General features: G+C 64.0%; 11 protein-coding genes. 7 read left to right on the top strand and 4 right to left on the bottom strand.

Annotation, left to right across the window (positions count from 1 at the left end):
* Positions 1-24 precede the first annotated feature (24 nt).
* From RTP54_RS28545 to RTP54_RS28525, 5 genes are all read left to right on the top strand, one after another.
* Positions 25-1,050 (top strand): extracellular solute-binding protein, encoded by a 1,026-nt coding sequence (locus RTP54_RS28545; protein ID WP_112805739.1) that lies wholly within the window; start codon positions 25-27, stop codon positions 1,048-1,050.
* Positions 1,051-1,111: 61 nt separating this feature from the next.
* Positions 1,112-2,515, top strand: coding sequence for an aminotransferase (locus tag RTP54_RS28540; protein ID WP_312367272.1), 1,404 nt, complete (start codon positions 1,112-1,114; stop codon positions 2,513-2,515).
* A gap of 27 nt (positions 2,516-2,542) precedes the next feature.
* The gene (aguB, locus tag RTP54_RS28535; protein ID WP_112815792.1) at positions 2,543-3,421 is read left to right on the top strand and encodes an N-carbamoylputrescine amidase; all 879 of its coding nucleotides are present in this window, start codon (positions 2,543-2,545) and stop codon (positions 3,419-3,421) included.
* A gap of 84 nt (positions 3,422-3,505) precedes the next feature.
* Complete coding sequence (locus tag RTP54_RS28530; RefSeq protein ID WP_312367270.1) at positions 3,506-4,525, top strand: agmatine deiminase family protein; 1,020 nt, start codon at positions 3,506-3,508, stop codon at positions 4,523-4,525.
* A 58-nt stretch (positions 4,526-4,583) separates the two neighbouring features.
* The gene (locus RTP54_RS28525; protein ID WP_112805745.1) at positions 4,584-5,342 is read left to right on the top strand and encodes a helix-turn-helix transcriptional regulator; all 759 of its coding nucleotides are present in this window, start codon (positions 4,584-4,586) and stop codon (positions 5,340-5,342) included.
* Positions 5,343-5,412: 70 nt separating this feature from the next.
* Here the strand turns inward: RTP54_RS28525 and RTP54_RS28520 are convergent, their stop codons facing one another.
* Together RTP54_RS28520 and RTP54_RS28515 are read right to left on the bottom strand one after the other, a co-directional pair.
* A complete protein-coding gene (locus tag RTP54_RS28520; RefSeq protein ID WP_312367269.1) occupies positions 5,413-7,113 on the bottom strand; it encodes an amidohydrolase in 1,701 nt (566 codons plus the stop codon).
* Between the two features lie 55 nt (positions 7,114-7,168).
* Positions 7,169-8,668 (bottom strand): aldehyde dehydrogenase family protein, encoded by a 1,500-nt coding sequence (locus tag RTP54_RS28515; RefSeq protein ID WP_312367267.1) that lies wholly within the window; start codon positions 8,666-8,668, stop codon positions 7,169-7,171.
* A 138-nt stretch (positions 8,669-8,806) separates the two neighbouring features.
* Between RTP54_RS28515 and RTP54_RS28510 the strand changes: the two genes are divergently transcribed.
* Positions 8,807-10,042 carry a Zn-dependent hydrolase gene (locus RTP54_RS28510; RefSeq protein ID WP_312367265.1) on the top strand — a complete coding sequence of 412 codons (1,236 nt, stop codon included), beginning with the start codon at positions 8,807-8,809 and terminating at the stop codon, positions 10,040-10,042.
* A gap of 76 nt (positions 10,043-10,118) precedes the next feature.
* Here the strand turns inward: RTP54_RS28510 and RTP54_RS28505 are convergent, their stop codons facing one another.
* Positions 10,119-10,550, bottom strand: coding sequence for a hypothetical protein (locus RTP54_RS28505; protein ID WP_312367263.1), 432 nt, complete (start codon positions 10,548-10,550; stop codon positions 10,119-10,121).
* Positions 10,551-10,770: 220 nt separating this feature from the next.
* Positions 10,771-11,409 (bottom strand): TetR family transcriptional regulator C-terminal domain-containing protein, encoded by a 639-nt coding sequence (locus tag RTP54_RS28500; RefSeq protein ID WP_112805755.1) that lies wholly within the window; start codon positions 11,407-11,409, stop codon positions 10,771-10,773.
* A gap of 257 nt (positions 11,410-11,666) precedes the next feature.
* On the opposite strand from RTP54_RS28500, the gene RTP54_RS28495 reads away from it, so the two are divergent.
* Positions 11,667-12,494, top strand: coding sequence for a uracil-DNA glycosylase (locus tag RTP54_RS28495; RefSeq protein ID WP_312367326.1), 828 nt, complete (start codon positions 11,667-11,669; stop codon positions 12,492-12,494).

Raw genomic sequence — 12,494 nt, 5'->3', positions numbered from 1 at the left:
AAAAGCAAAAAGGGGAACTACCGCATGAAAAAGCGCATTCTGTCGGCCGCCTTGCTCGCCGGTGCCGCCGTCCATCCCGCCTTCGCCGCCGGCGACCTCTTCATCTACACCTGGGGTGAATACACCCCGCCGGAGATGGTCGCCAAATTCGAGAAGACCTACGGCGTCAAGGTCCACATCGATACCTACGATTCCATGGAGACGATGCTCGCCAAGCTGAAGTCGGGCGCCGGCGGCTATGACGTCATCGTGCCCGGGCACGACACCATGACGATCCTGGTGCGCGAGGGGCTGCTGGAGCCGATCAACGTTTCGCAGATGGAGAACTACAAGCATGTCGACGAGACATGGCGGGACGTGTTCTGGGATCCGGGCCGCGTCTACTCCGCGCCCTGGGCCTGGGGCTCCACGGCCTTCGTCATCGACAGCGCCGTGGTCGACGGCGCGGATCACTCGTTGAAGACGCTGTTCGAGCCGACCGATGCAGTCAAGGGCAAGATCAACATGCTGCGCGACGTCAACGACGTCATCAACATGGCGTTGCGCTATCTCGGCAAGCCGCGCTGCAACGAGAACCCCGAAGATCTGAAGGCAGTGCTCGATCTGCTGACGACACAGAAAGCCTTCGTGAAGAGCTACAATTCCGAAACCAAGGAACTGCTCGCTTCGGGCGAGGCCGTCGTCTCGATGAGCTGGAACGGCTATGCGATGCGCGCTCGCGAGGAGAGGCCGACGCTGGAATACATCTATCCGAAGGAAGGCTATTCCGGCTGGATGGACAATGTCGCCGTGCCGAAGGGTGCGCCGAACCTCGAAAACGCCAAGCTCTGGGTCAACTTCGTGATGGCCCCCGAAAATGCGGCGATGATCACCAACTACGCACGCTACTCGAACGGCATCAAGGGATCAGAGGCCTATGTCGACAAGGCGCTTGCGGGCGTGCCGGAACTCAATCCGCCTGCCGACGCGCCGGCGCCGGAGTTTCTGACCGCCTGCACGCCTGAGGTCACCAAGCTCTACGACCGGGTCTGGACCAAGCTCCTGCGGTGATCCCGCCACAACGAACAATCCTGACACGGCGCGCCCGTGTCAAACCTTCCGGAGAAAGAAGATGACGATCCAGCACAACCTCGGTGCCAGCCAGAGCACGCGCCTCAACAGCCGTTCCGCATGGCAGATGGACCGCGACCACGTGCTCCATCCCTATGCGGATTTCACGACCTTTGCCACGACCGGCAGCCAGGTGATCGAAAAGGCGGAAGGCGTCTATGTCACCGACAGCACCGGGCAGCGCTTCCTCGACGGCATCGCCGGGCTGTGGTGCGTCAACATCGGCCACGGCCGACGGGAAATGGCCGATGCCATCGCCCGCCAGGTGCTGGACATGGAGTACTACAATCCCTTCGGCGCCTCGACCAACGTTCCGGCAGCAGAGCTTGGCGCCCGGCTGGCGGACCTTTCGCCCGGTAGCCTCAACCATGTCTACTATACCTGCGGCGGATCGACCGCGAACGATGCGGCCATCCGCATCGTGCACTATTACTTCGCCATGCGCGGCCAGCCGGGCAAGCGCAAGATCATTTCGCGTAACAACGCCTATCACGGCGCCACCTATGTCGCCGCCGGCCTCACCGGCATCCACGGCACCAAATACGGCTTCGCCCAGGTCGGCGAGGACTTCATCCATCATGTCTCGGCGGCCGATTGTTACGCCAAACCGGCCGACATGAGCGAGGATGCCTATCGCGACCTCCTGGTGAAGGAGTTCGAGGCGCGGATCGAGCAACTCGGCCCGCAGAACGTCGCAGCCTTCATCGCCGAGCCGATCATGGGCGCCGGCGGCGTTCTGGTCGCGCCGCGCGGATACCATCGCGCGATGCAGGCGGTCTGCCGCCGCCACGATATCCTCTACATCGCCGACGAGGTGGTCACCGCCTTCGGCCGTCTCGGCGAATGGTTCGCTTCCGACGCGATCTACGAGACCCAGCCCGACATTCTCGTTTCCGCCAAGGGCATCACGTCGGGCTATATCCCGCTCGGGGCGACACTGATCTCCGACGAAATCCACGCGGTCATCAGCCGTCCGCAATGCGAGGGCGGCGTGTTTTCGATGGGGTTGACCTATTCCGGCCATCCGGTCGCCTGTGCCGCGGCGCTGACCAACATCGCCATCATGGAGCGCGAGCAGTTGCTGCCGCATGCCGCGCGTGTCGGCGCGCACCTGCAACAGAAGGCACGCATGCTTTTGAAGCACGACATCGTCGGCGACGTGCGTGGTGGCGGGCTGATGCTCGGCATCGACTTCGTTGCCGACAAGGCCACCCGCCAGCCGCTACCCGCCCATGAAAAGGTGACGGAGAAGGTCTTCAAGGGCTGCGTCGAGCGCGGGGTGATCGTGCGGCCCGTCGGCAACCGCATCATCCTCTCGCCGCCTTTGATCGTCACCGAAGGCCAGTGCGACGAGATCGTCGAAGCCATCTCCGGCGCCGTGGCCGACTTCATGGCCGCGCGTTGAACCGGCGGGATTGGAAAGGACAATCGAATGACCGAAGTCACCGTCGCCGCAACCCAGATGGCCTGCAGCTGGGATATCGATGAAAACCTGCAAAAGGCGGAGGAACTGATCCGGCTCGCGCATGAGGACGGCGCGCGCATCATCCTCTTGCAGGAACTGTTCCAGACGCCGTATTTCTGCCTGGAGCCGAAACTCGCCCATCTGGAGCTGGCCGCCTCCCTCGGTGAAGACAGGGCGATCAGGCATTTTCGCGCGGTTGCGAAGGAGCTCGCCGTGGTGCTGCCGATCTCCTATTACGAGAAGGCCGGCCCGGTTCAATACAACTCGCTTGCCGTCATCGATGCGGACGGCGAGATCCTGTGGAACTATCGCAAGTCTCACATCCCGCAGGCGCCGGGCTATGAAGAAAAATACTACTTCAGCCCCGGCGACACCGGACTGCGGGCAATCGATACGCGCTATGCCCGCATCGGCTGCGGCATCTGCTGGGACCAGTGGTTTCCCGAGACGGCCAGGGTCCTTGCCCTCGACGGCGCCGAACTGATGTTCTTTCCGACGGCGATCGGCAGCGAGCAGAACAGCCCCGAGCTCGACAGCTCCGGCCATTGGCAGCGCACGATGCAGGGGCACGCCGCCGCCAACATGGTGCCCGTCATCGCCTCCAACCGGGTGGGCACGGAAACCGACGGCAACACCGCGAGCACGTTTTACGGCAGCTCCTTCATTGCCGATCATACCGGCCTGCTGGTGGCCGAAGCCAACCGCGTCGACGAGACGTTCCTGCTCGCGACCTTCGATCTCGACGATGTCAGGCGCTATCGCCGCTCCTGGGGCGTGTACCGCGATCGCCGTCCGGATCTCTATGGATCAATCCTGTCGCTCGACGGCACGTCGGGCCGCGGCTGAGCGATATCGCCCTCAGCCGAATGCGTTACCACCAACGGCGGCACGCCGTTTTGCAATCGACAAGAATTGCCTTAGGCAGAAAGAATGAAGATGACCGATCAGACGCCAAGACAAGCCGGTTTTGCCATGCCGGCGGAATGGGAACCGCACAAGCGGACCTGGATGATGTGGCCCGGCCGCCGCGGTGTGTGGGACGATATCGAGGCGACCCGGCGCGACTACGCGGCCGTCGCCCATGCCATCCGCGAATTCGAGCCGGTCACCATGGCCGTTAGGCCGGCGGACGTCGCCGGTGCACGGGCGCTGCTCGATCCATCGATCGATATCCTCGAAACCGATCTCGACGACAGTTGGGCCCGTGATGCCGGCCCGTGTTTCCTCACATCCGCAGATGGTCGCAGGGCCGCGACCCGATTCCGGTTCAATGCCTGGGGCGGCAAGTATCATCCCTATGATGCGGATGCGCGTTTTTCCGAAACCGTGGTGAAGGAGGCGGGCGTCGCGGGTTTTGCTTCCAATCTCGTTGCCGAGGGCGGTGGGGTCAGCGTCGACGGCGAGGGCACGATCATCACCACCGAAACCTGCTTTCCCAATCGCAACCGCAATCCGGGCTGGAGCCGCGACGAAATCGAGCGCGAGCTATTGGAAACGCTCGGAGGCGAGAAGGTCATCTGGCTGCCGGGCAATCCGATCGAGGACGAGACCGACGGGCATACCGACGGCATCGCCGTCTTCGTTGCGCCCGGCGTCGTGCTGATGGAGAGCCCCGGCGAGGAGGACTCGCCGTGGAACGACTATATCAGGCTGAACTACGAGGCGATGCAGGGCCAGACCGACGCCAAGGGCCGGCCGATCCGGATCGTCACCGTTCCCGAGGCCGTGGATGCGCCCTCGACGCATCCGAAATTCTGCCGTTCCTACGTCAATTCCTATCTCGTCAATGGCGGGGTGATCATGCCGGCCTACGGCGTCGAGTCCGACACGACTGTCAGGCGCCTGTTCCAGTCGCTCTTTCCCGACAGGCGGGTCCGCGAGGTGCGGATCGATTCCATCGCCATCGGCGGCGGCGGCATCCATTGCATCACCCAGCAGGAGCCGCTTTGACAAAACGGGCGCGTTGCGTCAGGTAGCCGGCAATGATGCCTGAGGGAGTGGGGTGCGGATGACGGGAATTTCTTTCGAGCATGTGCAACCCCTCTCGCAGGCCGTCGCGGCGCTTGGCGGACCGGAGTTTCCGGACGCCCTGCGCCGCCTGTTGCGCGGTGCATGCGGCTTCGACAGCCTGTACATCTCGGTCTTTTCGACAGATCGGCCCCCGGTCCAGCTCTACAGCGACCTCGACGCCGAAGCGACGCGCTCAACCGTTGCGCCCTATCTCGGCTTTGCCTACCTGCTCGACCCCTTCTATGCACTCTTTGCCAGCGAACCGCGCGACCGCGTCGTCAGCCTCGACGAATGCGCGCCCGACGATTTCCGTGAGAGCGAATACTACCGGATCTTCTACGCCGAAACCGGCCTCAGGGACGAGATCGCCATCCTTGTCGAGGCGGGGGCGAGCACGAGCTTTGCGCTCTCTCTCGGGCTGCGGCGCAAGGATTGCCATGCCGACCCGGATGGCAAGGCGGCGCTGAGCGCGCTGCTGCCGATCATCGCCGTTCTCTGCCGCAAGCATTGGCCGGAAGCCTGTCAGGCCGGGCCGGGTGAGATCCTGGAGCCTGTCGCTGACCGGCTTGCGGACATGCCGGTGAGCGCCCGCGAGGCGGAGGTCATCCGGCTGATGCTCAAGGGCCACTCGACCAAGAGCATCGCGCGGCATCTCGGCAACAGCCCGGAAACCGTCAAGGTTCATCGCAAGCGCATCTATTCCAAGCTGAAGATATCGTCGCAAGGCGAACTGTTTTCGCTGCTGTTTCGGCAGTGACGACCAGACGCAGACGAGGCGCGCCGGGGGGCGGCGCGCCTCGTCTTCATTCCTCTTCGTTCGCGACCTGTCAGTGCGAAGTAAACAAACCGTCGGCGTCAAAGACCGGCTTGCCCTGGAGCAACGTCGCCTTGACCTCGGTTTCGCCGATCTTCTTGACGGGAATGTCGAAGATATCCTGGTCGAGAACCACGAGATCGGCATATTTCCCGACTTCGAGCGTGCCGGTGCGGTCTTCCTGGTTGAGGAGCCTTGCCGGGTTGACGGTCATCCATTTCACGGCGGTGCGCACATCCGGCGCGCCTTCCTTCGGGCGCTCGAGCGCCGCCTGGATCTTGACGAGCGGCGAAAGCTCGTCGGCATCGAAGTCGCTGCTCATCACCACGGTCGCTCCGCTCTTTTCCAGGCTTGCAGCCGGCATCATGCGATCGGCGCGATCACCGATGAACTCACGGATGAAGGCGATGTAGTCGGGATCGAGCGAACTCGGCGCCAGCTGGAGGTCCGCCACCGTGCCAGTCTCGTGAAACCGGGGATAGTCCGCCGGATCGAGCAGATAGAGATGCGTCAGGCGATGCGGGCCGGGTTTCATGTCGGCCTGATCGATGGCATCGAGCGCCAGGCGCGCGCCCCGGTCGCCGGTCACGTGGAAGTGCAGCTTGAAGCCGATCTTGGAAAGGGTGCGGGCGTAGTCGTTCAGCACCGGTGTCTCGAAATAGAGAAAGCCGGAATCGAAGCCGTGGTCGATGCCCGGTCCCTTCAGGTAGGGCTGCAGCACCGCGCCGGTGCGCTGTTCGAGAATGCCGTCGACATAGAGCTTGGCCTGGTTGAACTTCAAAAGCCGGTCCGGATCGTTGCTGTAGAGCTTGGCGAGCTGCGCGACCTGTTGGTCGAAAGGCAGGTCCGGATAGACATAGAGGGCATTGGAGGCGCGCACTGTCAGCGTCCCGTTTTTCTCGGCCGTCTCCCATGCCTTGACATGGCCCTGCGGCCAGAACCCGCCCGCGTCGCTGACGGTGGTGATACCGTTTTCTGCGAATGTCTTCAGCGTCGGCAGCATGCTTTCATAGGCAAACGCTTCGTTCTCGGGCGTATCGGGAAACGCCAGGTTGCGCAGCTTCTGCTGGGCATTCTCCAGCACGATGCCGTTGGGCTTGCCGCCTGCGTTGCGCAGGATGATGCCGCCGGGCGGATTGCCCTCGATCGTGTCGTAGCCCACCGCTTCAAGCGCCATGCTGTTGGCCCAGGCGGCGTGTCCGATGTCGTCGAGGATAAGGGCCGGCCTGTCGGGCACGAGCTCGTCCAGCACGGCAACCGGATTGTCGGTCTGGTCGAGCAGATGCGGCATGCCCACGCCTGAACCCAGCACCCATTCGCCTTCGCTCTCCGCGTCGCAGGCCGCGATCGCCTCGCGGGTCTGCTTCAATGTCGCGAACGGCTCGAACTCGCAGAGGATCTCGTTGACGCCGGCCTCGATCAGATGGACATGGGCGTCCTGAAATCCGGGCAGGACCGCCTTGCCGCCGAGGTCGATCACGCGCGCATCCGCTCCTGCCTTCGCAAGCACGTCCGCTTCCTTGCCGACGGCGACGATGATGCCTTTGGCATCGATTGCGAGCGCATCCGCCTCGGTGTCGTCCGAAGTCATCGTGTGGATTGCAGCATTGCGGATGACGGTCGTCCCATCCGCCGCATGAACCGGCGTGACGGCAGCCGTTGTCAAAAGCGCGATGGCCGCGGCCCCCGTTGTCTTGCCGATCGACATCTTCATGTTCGTCTCCTGTCTGCGTCGTTCTTCACTGTTTGCTTGTACACATAGGCCACTGTCACTCGAGCGTCACCCACACGGATTTGCTGTGGGTCGAATCCACCAGGGCGTCGAGGCATTTGTCGCGTCCGTGGCCGGACAGCTTCCATCCGCTCCAGGGCTGGCTCATGTCGCCATTCATGTAGCCGTTGATCCAGACCATGCCGCATTCGAGATCGCGGGCGGCCCGATGCGCGGCCCCCAGGTTTGTCGTCCAGATGCCGGCTGCAAGCCCGTAAGGGCTGTCGTTGGCAAGCGCCACCGCATGATCCGGGCCGTCATGGGCAATGATGGCGCCGACGGGTCCGAAGACTTCGTTGCGGGCGATCGCCATGTCGTTGCCAACACCTGTAAACAGGGTCGGCTCCACAAATGCGGAAGCCTCGGGATATGGATCCAGCGCACCGCCGAGGATGCGGCGCCCACCTTCTTCGACAGCGGTCGCGATGTGCCCGAGGACCCGTTGCTGATGGGTCTTGCTGACGAGCGGGCCCATGGTCGTCGCCGGATCCAGCGGATCCCCGGGGCGATAGCGGGTGAGGGCCTCCTGACGCAGCAGGTCGGCGAATTCCTCCATGAGCGGGCGCGCGACCAGGATCCGCGTGCCTGCCGAGCAAACCTCGCCCTGGTTGCCGAACAGGCCATCGGCGACGGTCGCCGCCACTTTGGTCAGGTTTTCGACGTCCTGAAGGATGATCTGCGGCGACTTTCCGCCGAGCTCGGCGGAAACCGCCTTGAGATTGGAGTCGGCGGCATAACGATACATCTGCCGGCCGACGGCCGTCGATCCGGTAAACGCGATCTTGGCGACGTCATGGGAGAGGGCAAGGGCCTTGCCCGCAACGCCGCCCGGGCCGGGCACGACATTGAAGACGCCGTCAGGGCCGCCCGCTTCGAGGAACAGGCGGCCGAGCAGAAGCGCGCTCAGGCTTGCGTCTTCGGCGGGTTTCAGCACCACGCTGTTTCCGGCGGCAAGCGCCGGCGCAACCTTCCAGGCGGCCATCATCAGCGGGTAGTTCCAGGGCGTGATGCAGCCGACGACCCCGAGCGGCTGGCGCAGGATGTAGTGCAGGGCGCCGTCGTTGGTGACGGGGCAGGTGCCTGCGATCTTGTCGAGCCCTTCGGCCATGAAGCGGATGGTCAGGACGCTCGCGGGGATGTCGATGCTGCACATTTCGGCGATGGGCTTGCCCATCTCAAGCGTGTCCAGCACCGCAAACGTTTCGCGATGTTCTGCGACCAGTTCGGCAAGTCGCGTGAGGATATCGACGCGCCGCCGAAGGGGCATCCTGGACCAGACGCCGTCGCGGAACCGCCTGGCGGCGATGCTGGTGGCCAGGTCGATGTCCTGCGCGCCGCCGCAGGCGATGTCGGCGATGGGCGCGCCGGTCGTCGGGTTGATGGAGGCAAAGGTGGCACCGTTCGCGGCAGGGCGGAAGGTGCCGTCGATCAGCAGCCGCGTTTCCGGCCTGATGGCGCGGGCAATTGCGTGCCAGTTTCCATGCGCTTTCGTATCCATCTGCTTTTCCTCGGTCTCTCTCTTCGCACCGGCATCCTACGTGCCGTTGGATCGGACCATCGAGTCCCCCATGCGGGGGACTGGCGGCGCGGCGTCACAACGGCGATGCCGGTTCGAGCAAAAGAGGGAGGAGTGCGGATGCTGTACCACGTCGACGGCGAACGGCTATGGGCAAGGCTCATGGCAATGGCACGGATCGGACCCGTTGCGGGGGACGGCAACTGCCGGCTGACCCTGTCCGACGAAGACGAGGCAGGCCGCGCGCTGCTTGCGTCCTGGTGCACGGCGCGGGGGTTTGCCCTTAGGCGCGATGCGATCGGCAATCTGTTCTTCCGCCGAGAGGGACGGGATCCCGCCGCACCACCTGTCCTTGTCGGCAGCCATCTCGATACCCAGCCGACCGGCGGGCGCTTCGACGGGATCCTCGGCGTGCTGGCCGGCCTCGAAGTTCTCGAAACGCTCTGCGATCTCGGCCTTGAGACCGAGCGGCCGTTGGACCTCTGCGTCTGGACCAACGAGGAAGGCAGCCGCTTCCAGCCGGCGATGATGGGTTCGGGCGTCGCCTGCGGGATCCTGCCGTTCGAACAGGCGCTCGCCGCCTGCGATGCCGATGGTGTGCGGGTCGCCGACGAGCTTTCTCGCCATGGCTACGACACGGAGCCGGCGCCGGATATCGGTCCGGCCGACTGCTACATCGAGCTGCATATCGAGCAGGGGCCGATCCTCGAGGCGAGCGGCAAGACCATCGGCGTCGTCACTGGCGGGCAGGGGATCCGCTGGTACGAAATCGTGCTCACCGGCGAAGAGACCCATGCGGGTCCGGTGCCGATGCGGCTGAGGAAGGATCCCGTGCCGGTGCTCGCGCGCTTGATCGATCTCGTCCAGGAGATCGGCAACCGCGATCCGGAGGCGCGGTGCACCATCGGGACCGTGCGTGCGCTGCCCGGATCGATCAATGTCGTGCCCGGCCGCGTCGAGATGACGGTCGACCTGCGCCACCCCGACGAGGCGGAGCTTGACGTCATGCACGATGCCCTGATCCAGGGCTGCGGCGCGTTGGCGAAGAGGTTCCCGGACATCGCTCTGGAGGTCTCACCGCGCTGGCACTCGCCCGTCGTGCGGTTCGACGCGACGCTCGCCGGCCAGGTGAAGTCCTGTTGCGAACGTCTCGGTCTTGCCACGCGCGACATGGTGTCGGGCGCAGGCCATGACGCCTTTCATCTGGCGCGGCGCGTGCCGACGGTCATGATCTTCGTTCCCTGCCGGGATGGTATCAGTCACAATCCGCGCGAATACGCCTCGCCCGAAGACGCCACGGCGGGTGCGGACGTGCTTCTTGCGATGGTGCTTGAAAGAGCCGGGGCATGCGGGTGACAGGCCTGTTTCTGGTCACCCTTCGGCAATGCGAGGTGCCTTGGAAGAGGCGTGAGCATGAGGCAGGCTGCTTTGATCATCGGTCGGGCCGGCCAATTCTCGCCTCGTGTTCCGGCAAGCCCTTGAGCCGCCGGCAATCCCGCATCATCGCGGCATAGAGATCGTCGACATCCGTGCCGGCGACGTCGACGACGCCACCACGCTCGACCGTCTGCGTGCCGTCTTCGGCGATCACGAAGGCGACTTCGCGCACAAGGACGTTCGCATAGTGGCAGGGGCCAAGCGACAGCGCGAGCCGGGCCACGTCGGGATCGGTCTCCGATCCCGTGCCTTGCGCAGCGTCGAAGAGGTTTCCGATTGCCGTCAGCGCGCTTGCGTCCTTGTCGTCGATCTGCTCGGCAAGGCGCTGAAGCCCGGCTCGGTCCTTGGCCCGCACGAGGTCCACGATCCTCTCTTCCAGATCGATCGCGGCCGTGGGGTCAGCGAATTGATCGACAGCGTCCGCCATGTCGGACCGCTCACCTGCCCGCAGTGGCATCGCTGCCGCAAGACCGGCAAGTACGATGGCAACCGCGACTGGCCACCTTTGGCGCCTTCCACCGCGCACCGCTCCTGACGCCCCTAAAACCGCTGCCACTGTCGGATTCTTCCTGAAATGTTGCACTGAGTTGCGGGGAAATCCATGTGCTGTATTCGCTTGGCTCGCCGCATCTGTCGAAAGGGCGGGCCTACTTCCCGCCGGCCGGCAAGATACCCTTCAGGATCGTCTCGGTGATCGTGGTTGCCGCGGTCTCGTAGTCCTCCGCCTTCAGGCGCGCCTTCTTCAGGCCGTCGGCGGCGATCGGCTCGAAATCGGCGTAGAACTGCGTTGATGCCCAGAGCATGATGAAGAGGTGGCGCGGGTCGACAGGCAGCATCTTGCCAGCCGCGATCCACCCCTCGACCACGGCCACATGCGCGTCGGTGACATGGCGCATATGGTCGCGATCCTTCTTTTTCAGGAATCGCGCGCCCTGGATGATCTCGCTGGCAAACAGCCGGGATTCCGCCGTGTTCTTGCGGGTGTAGTCGAGCTTGGCCTTGATGTAGAGGCGGAAGGCCTCGGCCGGCTCGCGCTCCGGCGAGATGTATTTCAGCGCATCGTCCCAGCTGGCGATGAGGTGGGTGACGATGGCCTTGTAGATCTCTTCCTTGGAGGAAAAGTAGTAGTAGACATTGGCCTTGGGCAGGCCCGAGGCCTCGGCGATTTCGGCGATGCGCGTGCCGTCGAACCCCTTACGGGCGAATATCTCGATGCCGGCCTTGATGATCAGGCGCATGTTGCGCTCGCGGATGCGCTCTTCCGGATCTCGTGCTGCCCTTGCCATGCGATCTCGCCTCCGTCTCGCCGCCGCTTCCTACCAGACAATCATGCGTGGCGGCGAGGCCGTTTGCGCAATTGCCGATTTTTCCGGCGAAATGCAAGCGCGTCGCCATTCTCAAAAACCTGACGAGTTGGTCAAAAAAACCTGACCATCTTGTCATTTTTTACGTTCCTGAAAGTTGACACTTTGGTCAGCTTTTGTCTAGTCTCCTTTCAACGAGGTGGAGGAGCGGCGGCATGCCGGCACGACTGAGAGAGGCAATGGCGGAAACGCTGGCCGGCTGGGAGGCCGATCTGCCTGAGGCCTGGCAGCAAGCGCTCGGGCCCATCGGCGACGATTTCGACCGGGTCGATCCCGCCCTCGCTTTCGAGGCCTGGGAACCGATCTTTCCGGCGCGTCGCGGCAAGGTCTTTCCCGGCCAGCCGAAGGGCGCGCATGCGCTTGCGGCCTTCGATGGAATAGCGCCTGACGGCGTGCGCTGCATGATCCTTGGCCAGGATCCCTATCCGGAGCCCGGCTTTGCCACGGGCCGCGCCTTCGAGGCCGGCAATCTCGCCGCCTGGTCCGAGCTCGACAAGATGTTCTCGAAGAGCATTCGCGCCTATATGCAGCTGATCGCGGCCGCCCGCCTCGGCGACGAGAGCCTCAGCGAGGATTTCGGTCGCTGGCCCGATGTGCGCCAGCTTTTGTGTGATCCTTCAGGATCGTTCGAGGGCCCAGGCGCGATCGCCGACCGCTGGGTGGGCGAGGGCGTGCTGCTCCTCAATGCATCGCTGACGCTGTCGCGCTTCCGCGTCGATATCGACCCGCACCAGTCACGTGGGCATCTGCCATTCTGGCGGCCGCTGATGCTGCGCGTGGTCGAGATGCTTTTGTCGCGTGGCGAGCCGATCGTCTTTCTCGGCTTCGGCGCGGCTGCAAGCGATATCTTTGCCGAAACCGGCATCCGTGAGGGGCGCCATGGCAATGTCGCCTGCGTCGAGCGCGAACATCCCGCGTTCGCCGACAAGGTGCTCGGTCGCGAGAACCCCTTCCTTCTCTGCAATCTCTATCTGGAGGCGATGGGCGGCCGTCCCATCGCATGGTGA

It is taken from the genome of Ensifer sp. (assembly GCF_031989085.1).
Classification (GTDB): Bacteria; Pseudomonadota; Alphaproteobacteria; order Rhizobiales; family Rhizobiaceae; genus Ensifer.
Note: the sequence above shows the minus strand (reverse complement) of the source record. Positions and strands in the feature narration are given on the sequence as shown.